The sequence below is a fragment of the Streptomyces sp. NPDC034037 genome (assembly GCF_055575715.1).
Genome location: NZ_JBVISC010000003.1, coordinates 732,424 through 747,887, shown reverse-complemented (window position 1 = coordinate 747,887; position 15,464 = coordinate 732,424). Strand labels below are relative to the sequence as shown.

At 73.2% G+C, this 15,464-nt stretch carries 14 protein-coding genes; 11 read left to right on the top strand and 3 right to left on the bottom strand.

The window, feature by feature from the left end; genetic code table 11:
• Window positions 1-62: 62 nt before the first annotated feature.
• The 8 genes from ACZ516_RS13825 to ACZ516_RS13790 all read left to right on the top strand — a co-directional run bounded on the left by ACZ516_RS13825 (window position 63) and on the right by ACZ516_RS13790 (window position 8,272).
• Entirely contained in the window at window positions 63-1,652 is a 1,590-nt protein-coding gene (locus tag ACZ516_RS13825) for an ABC transporter substrate-binding protein (protein ID WP_469010222.1), read from the top strand.
• A 59-nt stretch (window positions 1,653-1,711) separates the two neighbouring features.
• Window positions 1,712-2,677 (top strand): ABC transporter permease, encoded by a 966-nt coding sequence (locus ACZ516_RS13820; protein WP_469010220.1) that lies wholly within the window; start codon window positions 1,712-1,714, stop codon window positions 2,675-2,677.
• Entirely contained in the window at window positions 2,670-3,536 is an 867-nt protein-coding gene (locus ACZ516_RS13815; RefSeq protein WP_469010219.1) for an ABC transporter permease, read from the top strand. Before ACZ516_RS13820 ends, ACZ516_RS13815 begins: the two co-directional genes overlap by 8 nt.
• A gap of 44 nt (window positions 3,537-3,580) precedes the next feature.
• The gene (locus ACZ516_RS13810) at window positions 3,581-4,492 is read left to right on the top strand and encodes an ABC transporter ATP-binding protein (protein WP_469010488.1); all 912 of its coding nucleotides are present in this window, start codon (window positions 3,581-3,583) and stop codon (window positions 4,490-4,492) included.
• Window positions 4,485-5,159: an ABC transporter ATP-binding protein gene (locus ACZ516_RS13805; RefSeq protein WP_469010217.1), complete on the top strand. Its 675-nt coding sequence runs from the start codon at window positions 4,485-4,487 to the stop codon at window positions 5,157-5,159. Before ACZ516_RS13810 ends, ACZ516_RS13805 begins: the two co-directional genes overlap by 8 nt.
• A 241-nt stretch (window positions 5,160-5,400) precedes the next feature.
• A complete protein-coding gene (locus ACZ516_RS13800; RefSeq protein ID WP_469010215.1) occupies window positions 5,401-6,267 on the top strand; it encodes a phosphatidylinositol-specific phospholipase C/glycerophosphodiester phosphodiesterase family protein in 867 nt (288 codons plus the stop codon).
• Window positions 6,268-6,420: 153 nt separating this feature from the next.
• Window positions 6,421-6,615: a hypothetical protein gene (locus ACZ516_RS13795; RefSeq protein WP_468753679.1), complete on the top strand. Its 195-nt coding sequence runs from the start codon at window positions 6,421-6,423 to the stop codon at window positions 6,613-6,615.
• A gap of 88 nt (window positions 6,616-6,703) precedes the next feature.
• The gene (locus ACZ516_RS13790; RefSeq protein ID WP_469010213.1) at window positions 6,704-8,272 is read left to right on the top strand and encodes a hypothetical protein; all 1,569 of its coding nucleotides are present in this window, start codon (window positions 6,704-6,706) and stop codon (window positions 8,270-8,272) included.
• A gap of 19 nt (window positions 8,273-8,291) precedes the next feature.
• Here the strand turns inward: ACZ516_RS13790 and ACZ516_RS13785 are convergent, their stop codons facing one another.
• Window positions 8,292-9,566, bottom strand: a complete 1,275-nt coding sequence (locus tag ACZ516_RS13785; protein WP_469010212.1) for a phosphodiester glycosidase family protein — start codon at window positions 9,564-9,566, stop codon at window positions 8,292-8,294.
• Window positions 9,567-9,637: 71 nt separating this feature from the next.
• On the bottom strand, window positions 9,638-10,021 hold the full coding sequence (locus ACZ516_RS13780; protein WP_361084801.1) for a DUF779 domain-containing protein: 384 nt from the start codon (window positions 10,019-10,021) through the stop codon (window positions 9,638-9,640).
• Between the two features lie 119 nt (window positions 10,022-10,140).
• On the opposite strand from ACZ516_RS13780, the gene ACZ516_RS13775 reads away from it, so the two are divergent.
• Window positions 10,141-10,842, top strand: a complete 702-nt coding sequence (locus tag ACZ516_RS13775; protein WP_358578742.1) for a L,D-transpeptidase — start codon at window positions 10,141-10,143, stop codon at window positions 10,840-10,842.
• Window positions 10,843-10,897: 55 nt separating this feature from the next.
• Here ACZ516_RS13775 and ACZ516_RS13770 read toward each other — a convergent pair whose 3' ends face one another.
• A complete protein-coding gene (locus ACZ516_RS13770; protein WP_469010210.1) occupies window positions 10,898-12,655 on the bottom strand; it encodes a choice-of-anchor A family protein in 1,758 nt (585 codons plus the stop codon).
• Between the two features lie 322 nt (window positions 12,656-12,977).
• On the opposite strand from ACZ516_RS13770, the gene ACZ516_RS13765 reads away from it, so the two are divergent.
• Both ACZ516_RS13765 and ACZ516_RS13760 read left to right on the top strand, forming a co-directional pair.
• Window positions 12,978-14,453, top strand: coding sequence for an esterase (locus ACZ516_RS13765; protein ID WP_361084808.1), 1,476 nt, complete (start codon window positions 12,978-12,980; stop codon window positions 14,451-14,453).
• 123 nt (window positions 14,454-14,576) lie between these two features.
• Window positions 14,577-15,386: an SDR family NAD(P)-dependent oxidoreductase gene (locus tag ACZ516_RS13760; protein ID WP_469010209.1), complete on the top strand. Its 810-nt coding sequence runs from the start codon at window positions 14,577-14,579 to the stop codon at window positions 15,384-15,386.
• Window positions 15,387-15,464: the final 78 nt, after the last annotated feature.

Below are 15,464 nucleotides of genomic sequence, written 5' to 3'. Positions count from 1 at the left end.
TGGGTGAGGCATAATTGCGAGCCGTTCGCAATAACCGTTGATCTTCAGTAGGGGTGTGGAGCATGAGGGCCCGATCGATACGGCGCACGGCCGGCGTGGCGGCGGCCGTCGCCACGGCCGTCGCCGCCTCCGCCTGCTCGGCGCCGGGCGACCGCGCCGGGGGCGCCAAGGACTCGGCGGTGGTCGGCATCGCGTACGAGCCCGAGACCCTCAGCCCGCTCCTCGGCTACGGCAAGGACGGCAACTCGAAGATCTTCGACGGGCTGCTCACGCACGACGCCGACATGAAGCTCAGGCCCGCCCTCGCGGCCGCCCTGCCCAAGGTCACCGACGACGGCAGGACCTATACGTACAAGCTCCGCGAAGGCGTCAGGTTCAGCGACGGCAAGCCCTTCTCCGCCAAGGACGTCGTCTTCACCTACGAGACCATCCTCGACAAGAAGACGAACAACGCCTCCAAGACCGAGCTGGACGCCGTCAAGAGCGTCGAGGCCAAGGGCGACGACACTGTCGTCTTCCACCTCAAGTACCCCTACGCGCCGTTCGCCGAGCGCACCGTCCTGCCCATCGCGCCCCGGCACATCGCGGCGAAGCAGGACGTGAACACCGGCGCCTTCACCACCAAGCCCGTCGGCACCGGCCCCTACGAGCTGGTCAAGTGGTCCAAGGGCGAGAAGCTGACCTTCAAGGCCAACCCCCACTACTGGGGCGGCGCGCCGAAGATCAAGAACTTCACGATGGCGATCATCAAGGACGACGACATCCGCGCCACCCGGCTCGACGCCGGAGAGCTGGACGGAGCCATCCTGCCGCCCAACCTCGCCCAGAAGTACCGGGGCGACAGCGCCAAGCACACCTACGCCGCCAAGACCTTCGACTACCGCGTGGTGACGCTGCCCACTGGCAACAAGGTCGCCGGCGACACCGCGATCCGCCGCGCCCTGGACATCGGCGTCGACCGCAAGGCCATGGTCGACTCGATCCTGGACGGCGCCGGCAAGGAGGCCTACGGGCCCGTCCCGACCGACAGCCCGTGGTTCACCAAGGGCACCGAGCGGAAGTTCGACGCCGGCAGGGCGAAGAAGATCCTCGACGCCGCCGGATGGAAGCCGGGCAAGGACGGCGTCCGCGAGAAGGACGGCGTCCCGGCCTCGTTCCCGCTCTGGTACCTCTCCGGGGACAAGCTCCGCCAGGAACACGCTCTCGCCTACGCCTCCGACGCCAAGAAGCTCGGCATCAAGGTCGAGGTGCGGTCCGGCACCTGGGAGGTCATCGAGCCGCGCATGCCGAAGGACGCCGTCCTCGCCGGCGGCGGCTCCCCGGCCGACCCCGACTTCGACCAGTACACCCTCCTGAAGTCCTCCCTCGCCGGCGACGGCTTCAACAACATGGCGCACTACGACAACAAGAAGGTCGACCAGGCCCTCGAGGACGCCCGCAAGAGCGGCGACCACGCCGAGCGCAAGGCCGCCTACGACACCATCCAGCGCGAACTGGTGAAGAACCCCGGCTACACCTTCCTCACCCACATCGACCACCTGTACGTCGTCGACAAGCGCTTCGGGAACCTCACCACCCAGGTCGAGCCGCACGACCACGGCCTCGCCTCCGGCCCCTGGTGGAACGTCGAGGACTGGCAGCCGAAGAAGTGACCACCGCGCTGCGCGAGACCCCGGGGAAGGCCACACGCCGGCGCCTTCCCTGGGGGCCGATGGCCCGCCTCGCCGGCCGCCGCGCGCTGTTCGCCGTGCCCGTGCTGCTCGTCGTCACCTTCGGCGTCTTCGCCGTCGCCGCCGCCTCGCCGTTCGACCCCGTCAAGGCGTACGCGGGCACGGCCGGGCTCACCGCCTCGCAGGACAACCTCGACCAGCTGCGCGCCAACCTCGGCGTCGACCGGCCCACCGCCGCCCGCTGGTGGGACTGGCTGACCTCCGCCCTCACCGGCGACCTCGGCGACTCCAGCACGCTGCGCCAGCCCGTCGCCGACATCATCGGCGAACGCGTCGGCTGGTCCGTGCTGCTCGCCGCCACCGCGTTCCTCGTCGCGATCCTCCTCGGCACGGCGCTCGGCGTCCTCGCCGCGCGCCGCCCCGGCGGCCCGGTCGACCGCGCCGTGACCTCCCTCGCCTACCTCCTCGAAGCGGCACCGCCGTTCTGGCTGGGCCTCCTCGCCGTCTGGCTGTTCGCGCTGACACTCGGCGTGCTGCCCTCCGGCGGCCTGACCGACACGGCCGGCTCCACCGTGACCGCCGGCCAGGTCGCGAGCCACCTGGTGCTGCCCGCCGGAGTACTCGCCGTCTCCCAACTGCCCTGGTTCGTCCTGTACGTACGTCAAGGTGTCGGCGACGCGCTCGGCGACGACCCCGTACGCGGGGCACGCGCGCGTGGCCTCGCCGAACGGACCGTCCTCCTCCACCACGCCCTGCGCTCGGGCATGCTCCCGGTGCTCACGCTCATCGGCTCGCGCGTGCCCGAACTGATCACCGGGGCGCTCCTGGTGGAGACCGTCTTCAGCTGGCCCGGCATCGCCGCGGCCACCGTGCAGGCCGCGACCTCCGTGGACTTCCCGCTGCTCGCCGCGCTGACCGCGCTCGCCACGGCCGCGGTGCTGCTCGGCAACCTCGTGGCCGACCTCCTCTACGGCCTCGCCGACCCGAGGGTGGGCTTCGATGGCTGACCTCGCATGGCGCGCCCGAGGCGGCGTACGCCGCTCCACGCGCGCGTGGCGTGTCCGCACCTGTGCGGTGATCATCGCCGCGGTCGTCCTCGCCGTCCTCGTCGTACCGCCCCTCGCCGACCTCGACCAGCAGGCCGTCGACCTGGCCGCGAAGCTGCGGCCGCCGTCACCCGCGCACCCCTTCGGCACCGACGACGTGGGCCGCGACCTACTGCTGCGCTGTGTCTACGGCCTGCGCGTCTCCCTGCTCGTCGGCGTCGTGGCAGCCGTCGTCGCCACCGTCATCGGCACCGCGGTCGGTGCCCTCGCCGCCGCCTCCGGGGGCTGGGTGGACCGCATCGTCATGCGGCTCGTCGACGTCTTCTCGTCCGTGCCCCACCTGCTGCTCGGCATCTTCATCGTCGCGATGTTCCGCCCCGGCGTGTGGCCGGTCGTGGTGTCGGTGGCGCTCACGCACTGGCTCTCCACCGCCCGCATCGTGCGCGCCGAGGTGCTCTCCCTGCGCTCGCGGCCCTACATCGACGCGGCGATATCCGGCGGCGCCTCCCGGCTGCGCGTCGCCGTGCGGCACCTGCTGCCCGCCGTCCTGCCGCAGGCCGGGCTCGCCGCCGTCCTGATGGTGCCGCACGCCATCTGGCACGAGTCCGCGCTGTCCTTCCTCGGCCTCGGCCTGCCCACCCACCAGGCCAGCCTCGGCACCCTCGTGCAGAGCGCGCGCGGCTCGCTCCTCGCGGGCCACTGGTGGCCGACGCTCTTCCCCGGCCTGTTCATCATCGTGCCCACCCTGGCCATCGCCGGCCTCGCGGGCGCCTGGCGGGAACGCATCAACCCCCGGCGCCGATCGGAGCTCATGCTGTGACGGTCCCCGTCCTGTCCGTCCAGGGCCTGTCCGTACGTTTCCGCATGCGCGGCGGCGGCCATGTCTCCGCCGTCACCGACGCCACCTTCGACCTCGCGGCGGGGGAGTGCCTCGCCCTGGTCGGCGAGAGCGGCTGCGGCAAGTCCGTGCTCGCCTCCGCGCTGCTCGGCCTGCTCCCCGAGAACGCGCAGACCGCCGGTGCCGCCCTGCTCGGCGACATCGATCTGCTCACCGCCGACGAGCGCACCCTGGCCCGCACCGTGCGCGGGCGGCGCGTCGGCCTCGTACCGCAGAGCCCCGCCGCCCACCTCACACCGGTGCGGACCGTGCGCTCCCAGCTGGAGGAGACCCTGCGCCAACTCGCCGGCGTGCCCAGGGCGAAGCTGCGGGCCGCCGGTGAAGCGGCCGCCGAACGCGCCGCGTTCCCCGCCGGGCACCTCGACCGCTACCCCCACGAGCTGTCCGGCGGCCTCGCCCAGCGCGCCGCCACCGCGCTCGCCCTCATCGGCGACGCGCCGCTGCTGCTCGCCGACGAGCCCACCACCGGCCTCGACCGCGACCTCGTGGACCGCACTGTCGACGAACTGCGCCGCCATGTCGGCGACGACCGCGCGCTGCTCCTGATCACCCACGACCTGGCCGCCGCCGCGCGCATCGCCGACCGCGTCGCCGTGATGTACGCGAGCCGCGTCGTCGAGATCGCCGACTCCGCCGACTTCTTCGGCGCGCGCGGACCCCGGCACCCCTACGCCCGGGGACTCCTGAACGCCCTGCCCGAGCGGGAGTTCACCCCCGTCCCCGGCATGCCGCCCGAGCTGACCGCGCTGCCCGAGGGCTGCGCGTTCGCGCCGCGCTGCGAGCGTGCCGACCCGGCGTGCGCCGCCGTGCCCGCGCTGATCGGCGGCAGCGCCTGCCACCACCCCCACGCGGATGTGCCGGAGGTGCCCCGTGCTTGAACTGCGCTCCATCACCGCCGGATACGACCGGCGCGCCCCCGTCGTCCGCTCCGTGGACCTCGCCATCGCCCCCGGCGAGTCCGTCGGGCTGCTCGGACCGAGCGGCTGCGGCAAGTCGACGCTCGCGCGGGTCGCCGCGCTGCTGCACCGGCCCGACGCGGGGCAGGTCGTCATCGACGGCACGGCCGCGGGCGGCTGGCGCCACCGTGCCCCGCGCGAGCAGCGCACCGCCTTCGGCGTCGTCTTCCAGCAGCCGAGGCTGTCCGCCGACCCCCGGCTGGCTCTGCGGGACCTGGTCGCGGAACCACTGCGCGCGGTGGGCCGCTCCGCCGAGGCCGCGGCACTGGTCCCGGAACTCACGGCCCGCGTCGGCCTCGGCAAGGACCTCCTGGGGCGCCGCCCGCACGAGGTCAGTGACGGGCAGCTGCAACGGGCCTGCCTGGCACGCGCGCTGGTGCTGCGCCCGCGCTGGCTGATCTGCGACGAGATGACGGCGATGCTGGACGCGTCGACGACCGCGGCGCTCGTGCACGTCGTGGAGGAGTACCGGGCCGAACGCGGCGCCGGCTTGCTGGCCGTCGGCCACGACCGCGTACTCCTCGAACGGTGGTGCGACCGCACCGCCCACTGGGACGAACTGAGGACGCCGGCGCCTCTAGGCACGTAGGCCGCAGCGGCAGGCGGCAGGCGGCAGGCGGCAGGTGGCAGGCACGGGCCGTGCTTGGGTGAGGGGGGAGTCACGCCCCCGCAGCGCCCGGCGAACCGGAGTGAACAGCCGGCGTCGCCCGTGCCAACTCGCGTGCGCGCGGGGTGTTCTGGCGCGGGCCGAGCCTCATACTCACCTGAGGTTCCGCCCGTCGTCCCCGTGGCGCACCCCGCGCCGCGGCCACTCCTGCCGGGAGGCAGACATGCCCCTCACCACCCGTCGCAGTGCGCTGACCACCCTCGGCGCCGCCCTCGTCGGCGGCGCCGCGCTGCCCGCCCCCGCGCGGGCCGACGAACGCGGCCGCCCCCCGCGCCCCCGCCCGCTGCTCCACGCCCACGCGCACAACGACTACGCGCACCCCAGGCCGCTCCTCGACGCCCTCGACCACCGCTTCAACAGCGTCGAGGCCGACATCTACCTCGTGGACGGCCAACTTCTCGTCGCCCACGACCCGGTGGACCTCGACCCCGCCCGCACCCTCGAATCCCTCTACCTGGAACCTCTGGCCGCCCGCATACGCGCCCACCACGGCGCCGTCCACCGCGGCCACCACCGCACCCCCTTCCAGCTCCTGATCGACATCAAGACCGAGGGCGCTGCGACCTACGCCGAGCTGCACCGCCGGCTGCGCCCCTACCGGCACCTGTTCACGACGTACGCGCGAGGAAAGGTGCGCCGCTCGGCGGTCACCGCCGTCGTCTCCGGCGACCGCGCGGCCCGCGCCCCGATGCGGGCGCAGCAGGTCCGGCACGCCTTCTACGACGGCCGCCTCGCCGATCTCGGTTCCGAGGCGCCCGCCTCCTTCATCCCGCTGATCAGCGACAACTGGTCGCTCAACTTCAGCTGGCAGGGCGCGGGTGCGATCCCCGCCGCCGAGCGCGACAAGCTGCGCGGCATCGTCGCCACCGCCCACGCGCGCGGGCAGCGCGTCCGCTTCTGGGCGACGCCCGACGTGCCGGGCCCGCAGCGCGAGGCGGTCTGGGGCGAACTGCTCGCGGCAGGCGTCGACCACCTCAACACCGACGACCTCGCGGGCCTCGAAGCGTTCCTCGACGCACGCGGCGGCTGACCCGGCAGGCACCCGGGGGGCGATCCGCGCCCCTCAACCCTGCCGCAAGTAGAACCCGTTCGGAGCACAGGTCAGACGCCCGGACGCCCCCTGCGCTGCGCCAGACTGGCGGCCGGAAGCCGCGGTTCCCGCGTGGCGGAGGAGGTTCTTCCCATGGCTGTTTCGATCTCTGTCGTGTTGCTGCTCGTGATCCTCGCGGTGGTCTTTCTGCGCAATGGAGCGCTGAAGCTCTCGCACGCCATCGTCTGCCTGCTGCTGGGTTTCTACCTGGCCAGCACGAGCATGGCGCCGACCATTCACAACGGCCTGACGGCCACCGCCGACATCGTCAGCGGAATCCGGCCGTGACCGGTCTGGGCGCCGCCCTTCTTGCGGGTTCATGAACAACTGACGCTCTCTCATGGACACTTCAAGAGGCCCGTTCTAGCTTCGGCGCATGCCCAGCAGACTGCGCCGCCTCGCCCCCGCCGGTGTCCTGGCCCTCGCCGTGTCGCTCACCGGCCCCGCGCACGCCGACGACATCCCCGACGCGCCCGGGCACCGGCTGGTCGAGAGCTACGAGGGCGCGCCCGCCGCCGCCCACCCGCTGCCCGGCACCCCGCCGCCCCAGCACCCCTACCTCGCCGCCAACGGCCGCAGCGGCATGCACGCCGACGCGGCGGGCAGCGGCACGTACCCCTGGAACGGCCCGCTCGGCAAGGCGCCGACCGTCGACAGCGAGAAGATGGCGGCGCTCGGCGGCGAGTGCGCGACCGTCACCTTCGACCGCGACGGCCGCATCGTCACCGTGTGCGGCACCTTCACCGGCTTCCTCGTCAAACTGCTCGACCCGAAGACACTCGCCACCCTCGCCGAGTACAAGCTGCCCCAGCGACCCTCCACGATCGAGGCCATCACGCGGCTGGACTTCTCCAAGATCTTCAAGGACACCTCGGGCGGGGCCTACTCCTACCTCGACCACGAGGACCGTCTCGTCCTCGCCGACTCCCGCCAGCACATCGTCAGACTCGCCCACGAGCGGACGGCCGACGGCGGCTGGCGCTTCGTCGTCGACAAGGACTGGGACCTGACCTCGCACGTCCCGCACGACTGCGTCTCGTGGACCAACCTCCACCCGAGCGGCACCTGCGACCCGGTCACCTCGGTGATGCCCGACTGGGACGGCCGGATCTGGTGGGTGACACGGCAGGGCCGCGTCGGCACCGTCGACCCCGGGTCCGGCGCCGTCCGTTCCGTGCGGCTCGACGGCGAGGAGATCCAGAACTCCTTCTCCGTCGCCGAGGACGGCGTCTCCATCGTCTCCGACCACGCCCTCTACAGCTTCCGGGCCGCGCCGGACGGGACCCCCGAGGTCCGGTGGCGCGAGACGTACGACCGCGGCACCGGCACCAAACCCGGTTCGGTGAACCAGGGGTCCGGCACCACACCCGACCTCTTCGGCGCCCGCGAACGCTACGTGGCCATCACCGACAACGCCGACGACCGCATGAACGTCCTCGTCTACCGACGCGACACCGACGTGCCGGCGGACCGGCGACTCGTCTGCAAGGTCCCCGTCTTCGGTTCCGGCGCGTCCACCACCGACAACTCGCTGATCACCTGGGGCAACAGCCTGATCGTCGAGAACAACTACGGCTACGAGAACATCACCTCGCTCACCCTCGGCCGCAGCGTCGTCGGCGGCGTCAGCAGGATCGACGTCCGTGCGGACGGCAGCGGCTGCGACACGGTCTGGGAGAGCGCCGAGCGCGTCCCCTCCACCGTCCCCAAACTCTCCACCGCCAACGGCCTGCTGTACCTCTACACCAAGGAACCCAACCGCCTGGGAGTCGACGCCTGGTACCTCACCGCGGTCGACTTCCGTACCGGCGCGACCAGGTGGAAGCGGCTCGCCGGCACGGGCATCGCGTACGACAACAACTGGGCGCCCGTGACGCTGGGCCCCGACGGGACGGCCTACGTGGGTGTCTTCAACGGCCTGGTGGCGGTGCGGGACACGCCGTGATCCGGGCGGGGCGGGGCCGTCACGTCCGCGAGAACACGCCGATGCCGTTGGGCACCGGCCGCTCCACGCCGCCGCTCGGGTGGTTGCGCACGGTCACCGCCTCGGCCCCCGGGGCCCGCGCGACCAGCGTGGACGTGGACGACACCAGGGTGGAGGAACCGCCGCCGTCCAGACTGAAACCGTCCCGCGCCCCCAACTCCCGCAACGTTTGCGCCATCTCGGAGATCGTCAGGCCGGTACGGAACTCGGGGGCGCCGTCGAGCGAGAGCAGCAGCAGCCGTCGGCCGCCGTCGGCGATCCCGGCCGCGGTCCGCACCGCGGAGGTGGTGTTGTCGAGCCCCGGCAGCGGCACGCCGTCGCGCAGCACGGGGCAACCGCCGAGCGCGAAGCGGAACGGGGTGCGGGAACCGGCCGCCACCAGGCGGTGCCTGACCTGCACCCGGTCGCCCACCGACAGCTTCCGCAGCTGCTGCGCGCCCGCCTCACGGCCCACCAGCACCGTGCTGCCAGGGGCGATCTGACCGCTCCCCGGCGTGTCGGCCGACTCCACGACGCGCCCGTCGCGGACCGTCACCTCATGCGTGTCGGCGCTGCAGGGCGCGCCGCGGCTCGTGTCCGTCCCGCAGGTGGCACGCACCCGCGAGACGGCGCCCCAGTCGCCGGTGAACGCGCCGACGGAGCCCACCGGCAGCGCGTACTGGTTGAGCCCGCCCAGCGTCAGCCGCGCGTTCTTGGTGCGCACGGCCCCGTCCAGGGAGAGGTCGTCCATGCGGGCCCGGCGGTCGACGCCCACGCCGAGGACCGCCTTCGTGGTGACGCCCGGAGGCATCGCAGGGCCGAATCGCTGCCCGTCGGGCACGGCGGCCTTGAGCGCCCGCCCACCCGTGACCGCCGGGCCCACCGGCGCGCCGGTCGCCTCGACGCCCGGATGCTGCGTCTCGCTGATGTTGAAGAAGTCGCCGTTGATCCCGCCGACGGCACCGGCCCCGTCCGCGAGCGCGGAGACCGGGGAGCGCGCGGCGACCTTGCCCGGGTACAGCAGGCCCACGGCGGTGCGCCGATCGCGCAGGTCGACGTCGAGCAGATGGGCGCGGGCGGTGCCGTGCGAGGCCGGTACGTCGAAGTACCGGTAGGCGACACCCGGTGCGATCTCCACCGCCGCCCGCCGCTCGTCCCCAACGGAACCGCTGGCCGGCGCCGCTCCCGTGAGCGCCGCACCGGCCAGCGCGCCGAGCGTGGAGAGGAGGGCGAGGGCCGTCCTGAACCGTCCGCCGTGCTGCGTCTGCCGTGTCACAGATTCCCCCCTGGGGTCGGCCGGGCCACCAACTGTCCCAGTGGCACGCGGAGTTCACCAGACGGCGGTGGCTATGACCCGGCCATCCGGGAACGGATCAGGAAACGTACGCCTTCCGGGGCCTCCAGCGAGAAGCCGCTGCCCCGCCCCGGCACGACGTCCACGATCAGCCGGGTGTGGCTCCAGAGGTCGTACTGGCTCTTGGACATCCAAAAGGGTATGGGCTCGGCCACGCCCTCGACGGTCAGCGACGCGAGCCGGATGTCGGAGTCACCGGTACGGAACTCGCCGGCGGGGAAGCACATGGGCGCGCTGCCGTCGCAGCAGCCGCCGGACTGATGGAACATCAGCGGTCCGTGCAGGGCGCGCAGTCGCCGCAGGAGTTCGGCGGCGGCGGGGGTCAGCCGTACGCGGGGCGCGTCGTCCTTGCTCTCATGGCTCTCATGGCGGTCCATGGCAGGACTCTTCCCCTCGGCACGTTGCAACAGGGTTGCACGCCCGGCACATGGCCCAATCGTGGGATCGTCATGTCGTGTCGCCGGGCCGGCGGCCGGGCAGCGGCCAAGCTGGGGCGATGCGCTGGGTCCTCTCGTCGATCGCCGCCCTCACTCTGGCCGTTCCCCTCCCGGCCGCCTCCGCTCCGCTCGCCGCGGCCGCCGGGCCGAAGGGCGTCCTCGCGCCCGAACCGCCGTGCCTCGCCGAAACGGCCCCCTACCAGCGCGAGCTGGAGCGTGAGCTGGGCCTGCCGGTCGACGGACGGCAGTCACCGGCCGACTGCGCGGCCATCCGGGCACTCCAACAACGCCTCGGCATCCGCCCGGCGGACGGGGCCGCGTCCCTGCGCACCTACCGCTTCGTCGTCGCGGACCGCGCCCGGCGCGACCCCGCGCAGCGGCGCGCGTGCCCCACCAGGTCCCACCGCGTGACGTGCGTGGACCTCACCCGGCAGATCCTGTGGAGCCAGAGCGGCGGCAGGCTGGTCTTCGACCCCGTGCCGATCCGCAGCGGGCGCGACGGACTGGAGACCCGGCGCGGCTGGCAGCGCATCTACTGGAAGAGCCGCGACCACTACTCCACGCTCTACGACGTCCCCATGCCGTTCGCGCAGTTCTTCAACGGCGGCCAGGCCCTGCACGGCACCCACGCGGACCTGTTCTCCTCCGGCTCGGGCGGCTGCGTGAACCTCGCCCTGCGCGACGCGGAACGACTGTACGGGCTCCTGAAGGAGGACGACATGCTGTACATCTGGGGAACGAAACCGGGCACGGGCGGCTGACGCCACCCGTGCCCGGGCCGTGGCGGGGGCCGGCCTCACCGGCCCCCGCCACCGCTCACTTGCCCTTCTTCCCGCCGCCGCGCTCGTTGGTGAGCGTCACCGTGACACCCTTGGCGGCATTGCCGGCGGTGACTTCATGCGGGCCGCTCACCGTCTTCCCGGGCAGCACATAGCCGTCGGGGACCGCGGTCTCCCTCAGGTAGTACGAGCCGAGGTCGAGGCCCCGGAACTCGCACCGGCCCCGACCGTCCGTCGCGCAGCCCCCGTCGACGAGCCGGTCCCGGCGCGTCCCGGTCGTCTGGAGCCCCGGCGTGCCGTTGGTCTCGCGCCACAGCTGGAAGACGGCGCCGGCCAGCGGCCTGCCGCTCTTCCGGTCCTTCTTGACGACGGTGACGCCGCCCTTCTCGACGGCGTCGTCCTCCTTGTCGTTCGTGGCCGTGACCGTCACGCCGTCGGAGGCGTTCGCCCCGGTCAGCTCGACGGGCCCGAAGATGTTCCGCGAGGGCAGTTCGTAGCCGCTGGGGGCCTTGGTCTCGCGCCAGTAGTACGTGCCGGTGGGCACCGTCCGTACGCACTCACCGGAGGCCGGCGTGACGCAGGCGTCGCCGACCTCGGTGTCCGGGTCGTCGCCGCGGGTCTGCAATCCCTCGACGCCGTTGGACTCGCGCCACAGTTCGAACTCGGCGCCCGCGAGCGGTGTCCCGTCGTCCTCGTCCGTCTTGACGATCGAGATCCGGCCGCTGGTGTCGCCGCCGCCGCAGTCGGGCAGGTCCCCGTCGAAGGGGTAGTTGTGGATCTCCTGGCCGCCGCCGCCCGTCGCCGCGCTGGTGTGGGTGAGGGAACCGGTGGTGAAGAAGCGGCCGTTCATGCCCGGCACGCTGACCGTGGTCGTCGACCGCTGATCGCCGATCAGGACGCTGCCCTGGAACTGGCCGGTGCCCTTGAACTCGACGGAGGTGGCGTCGGGGAAGTTCCACAGCAGGCGGCCGCGCAGCTTGTTGAACGGGCTGCTGTCGTCGATCGTGCCGCTGTACGTATTGATGGTGCGCCGGGTGCCGAGCACGTTCACCAGCACGGTGGCACCCTCGGGGATGGCCGCGAAGCGGATGCCCTCCTGTCCGCCGCCACCGCTCATCAGGTCGAAGTCGACGTTGAAGACCTGGAGCGCGGAGACGCCGTCACCGGTGAACAGCGTCTCACCGCCCGCGTGCACGGCCCGGCCGGTGGGCGTGCGCGTGCCGCCCTCGGGGTGCGCGTAGCACTGGCTGGCTTCCGTCAGTTCGTCCCGCAGCCCCCGGTAGGGCGCGGCGGCTTCCGGGTCCTGGCGCAGGGTGGCGAGGATCCTCCCCGACGCGTCACCCGCGTGGCGCACGACGCCGCCCTCGGCGAGCAGCCGCTGCCCGGCGGCGACCGTGACGTCCCCTCCGGTGGTGAGCCAGTCCGCACCCATTGGAGGCGCGACCCGGGAGCCGACACCGGCCTCGCCGACGTTGTAGACGGCGCTGGCGCCGGCCGCCTTGCGCTGGTCGAAGTCCCCGAGGACGACGACGCGCCCCTCGGCCTCCGCCGCCCGCTCGCGGACGTGGAAGTCCTCGCCCACGTAGACGTTGATGCCGTTGTCGCGCCACCGGATCGAGCCGTTGTGGACGGGCGGGTAGCCGTCGGGCGGGCAGGTGCCGGGGACGCACGGCCCGAGCCCGCCGGGCAGGGGCTTCGCGGCGGCGAAGACGGTTCTTTGCGGGGGCGGCACCGGGACGGGACCGGCCTGCCCGGCCTGCGCGGCGGGCACCGCCGCCAGAGTGCTCCCGGCCACGAGACCGAGGAGACAGAGGTACCTCGTCCCGGACCGGACGAGGGAGGATGAGATCACGGGCACATCAGCTCCTCAGGGGGGCGGATCGACGTGGAGGAGGCTCGCATGATCAACAGCTTGTGCCGTCCGGCCGATCCGCGCGACCCGACGAAGAGCACCGCACCGGGGGACGTGTCCCACGCGGATGGCCGGAAGCGAGAAGGCGGCGATCGCGTACAACCCTTATGGGCCATGCCGTGTCGAACAGGACGCCGGACAAGGAACGGGCCCTTTCCGGACGCCCCCGCGCCAGCCCGGCCACCTTCCTTCACAGGAGCCGCTCGTGCGCAAGAACCGTTCGGCCGCCCTCGCCGCGGCATCGTTCCTTCTGCTGACCGGGGCCGGTATCGCCGCCGCCCCTTCCGCCTTCGCCGGCACCCCTGGGGGTACGCACGCCGACGACCGCAACAGCGACTTCAACGGCGACGGATACGAGGACGTGCTGGTCGGGGCCCCGGGCGCCACGGTCAGCGGTGACAAGGGCGCAGGCCTGGTCACCGTCCAGTACGGCTCGACCAGGGGCATCGGCACCAGCAACGTCGCCCGGTTCAGCCAGTCGACGGACGGGGTCGCGGGCGCCGCGGAGGCCGGCGACGGCTTCGGCAAGGCCGTCGCCACCGGAGACCTGGACGGCGACGGCTACGACGACGCCATCATCGGCATCCCCGGCGAGGACATCGGCACCACGGCCGATGCCGGCGGCGTCGCGATCCTGTGGGGCTCCAAGACCGGGCTCAGCGGGACCGCCAGCGACTGGCTCCAGGCCCAGGAGCCAGCCGCGGGCAAGCAGTTCGGCCTCGGCCTCGCCGCCGCGCACCTCACCGGCGACACGCCGGGCGACGTGCTCGCCGTACTCGACCGCGACGACCTGAACCTGTACGTCTACGAAGCCGCGCCGCAGCCCGGCGAGCCCCCGCTGCGCCGCCAGGACACCCGGCGGCTCGGCGCGGCCGCCGAGGAGCGTGACATCCTGCCCAAGTCCCTCACCACCGGGGACTACGACGACAACGGCTACGCGGACCTCGTCGTCTCCGGGGTGACCGTGGGCGACGAGCCGGGGCACGGCTGGTCCAAGCACTTCGCGGGAAGCGCGGAGGGGCTCACCTACAAGGGCGACCTGCGCGGGGGCCCGGCAGCCGCGTCCGGTGACATCGACCACGACGGTTACGACGACCTGGTGACCGGCGAGCCGGCGTCGCCCGACGACGGCGGCGAGACCATGACCGGCGGTCTGGTCGGCGTGCGCTACGGCACCGCGGAGGGCCTCGGCGAGGAGGCCAAGTGGTGGACGCAGGGCTCCGCCGGCGTACCCGGCACCCCCGAGCCCGGTGACCGCTGGGGCGCCGACCTGTCCGTCGCGGACACCGACGGCGACGGCTACGCGGACGTGGCGATCGGCGCGCCCGGCGAGGACATCGGCACCGTCGCCGACGCGGGCGCGGTATGGGTGCTGCGCGGCTCGCGGAACGGGATGACGGCGACCGGCGCCAAGTCCTGGGACCAGGACTCCGCGGACATCCCGGGCGTGCCCGAGAAGGGCGACAAGTGGGGCGCCCAGGTGCGGCTCTCGGACCCGAACAACGACGGCCGCTTCGGCCTCCTCGCGTCGGCACCCGGTGAGAACGCCGGGGACGGCGTGGTCTGGGTCCTGTCGGCGGGCTCGGGCGGCATCACCGCCGCCGGGTCCTGGACGTACGGCGGGGCGTCGCTGGGCGCGCCGGGCACCGGGGCGGCGTTCGGCGCGGCGATCGACGAGTGAACACCGCCTGAGCGGCCGGCCGGGTTCGGGCCATCCGGGCGCGGTCGTGAGCGGGCCCTCTCCGTATGATCACGGAAGAGATCGCACCCCGCGCTCACGACCGCGTTCGGAGGCTGAACAGGCATGACGGAGAGCCGAGTTGTCATCGTCACCGGCGGCGGAACCGGCATCGGAGCGGCCACCGCCCGCCGGCTGCGGGCCGACGGGCATCGGGTGGTCGTCTCCGGCCGCCGTCCCGAGCCGCTGCACCGGGTCGCCGAGGAGACCGGGGCGCTGGCCCACCCCGCCGACGCGGCCGACCCCGAGGCGGTCGCCGGCCTGGTCGAGGCGACCGTGGCGGCGTACGGCCGGATCGACGGGGTCGTGCTCAACGCCGGCGTCGGGCGCAGCGGCGCCGTCGGGGAGCTCTCCGACGAGGACTGGGACCTGGTGATGCGCACCAACGTCACCGGTCCCTTCCTGCTGCTGCGGGCCGCACTGCCGCACCTGTTGGCGGCGCGCGGCGCGGTCGTCGCGGTCGCGTCGGTCGCCGCCCTGCGCAACGGCGTGGCGAACGCGGCGTACGCGACGTCGAAGGCGGCGCTCCTCCAGCTGTGCCGCTCGCTCGCCGTGGACTACGGCAAGGACGGGCTGCGCGCCAACACGGTGTGCCCGAGCTGGGTGCGCACCGAGATGGCCGACCGCCGCATGGCCCGCTTCGCCGACGAGGCGGAACTGGGGGAGCGGGGGGCCGACGCGGCGTACGAGGAGGCGACGCGGCTGGTCCCGGCCGGCCGTCCGGGGCGGCCGGCGGAGGTCGCCGAGGCGATCACCTGGCTGCTCTCGCCCGCGGCGTCCTTCGTCAACGGCGCGACGCTGACGGTGGACGGCGGGGTGACGGCCATCGACCCGGGTACGGTCGCCTTCGACTTCGGGATCGTGCCGCGCCACTGACGTCCCCCGGCGGCGGCTTACCGCCCCGGCGTCAGCCGAGACGCTCCGCACGACATCAACTGGGTTCCTGAACAGGGC

Bases quoted from the DNA above. Each gene is read 5' to 3' on its own strand.
- ACZ516_RS13780 (WP_361084801.1), bottom strand. From the start codon at position 10,021: ATGGACCGCCATGAGAGCCATGAGAGCAAGGACGACGCGCCCCGCGTA.
- ACZ516_RS13795 (WP_468753679.1), top strand. From the start codon at position 6,421: ATGGCTGTTTCGATCTCTGTCGTGTTGCTGCTCGTGATCCTCGCGGTG.
- ACZ516_RS13790 (WP_469010213.1), top strand. From the start codon at position 6,704: ATGCCCAGCAGACTGCGCCGCCTCGCCCCCGCCGGTGTCCTGGCCCTC.
- ACZ516_RS13825 (WP_469010222.1), top strand. From the start codon at position 63: ATGAGGGCCCGATCGATACGGCGCACGGCCGGCGTGGCGGCGGCCGTC.
- ACZ516_RS13775 (WP_358578742.1), top strand. From the start codon at position 10,141: ATGCGCTGGGTCCTCTCGTCGATCGCCGCCCTCACTCTGGCCGTTCCC.
- ACZ516_RS13820 (WP_469010220.1), top strand. From the start codon at position 1,712: ATGGCCCGCCTCGCCGGCCGCCGCGCGCTGTTCGCCGTGCCCGTGCTG.
- ACZ516_RS13810 (WP_469010488.1), top strand. From the start codon at position 3,581: ATGCGCGGCGGCGGCCATGTCTCCGCCGTCACCGACGCCACCTTCGAC.
- ACZ516_RS13815 (WP_469010219.1), top strand. From the start codon at position 2,670: ATGGCTGACCTCGCATGGCGCGCCCGAGGCGGCGTACGCCGCTCCACG.
- ACZ516_RS13800 (WP_469010215.1), top strand. From the start codon at position 5,401: ATGCCCCTCACCACCCGTCGCAGTGCGCTGACCACCCTCGGCGCCGCC.
- ACZ516_RS13760 (WP_469010209.1), top strand. From the start codon at position 14,577: ATGACGGAGAGCCGAGTTGTCATCGTCACCGGCGGCGGAACCGGCATC.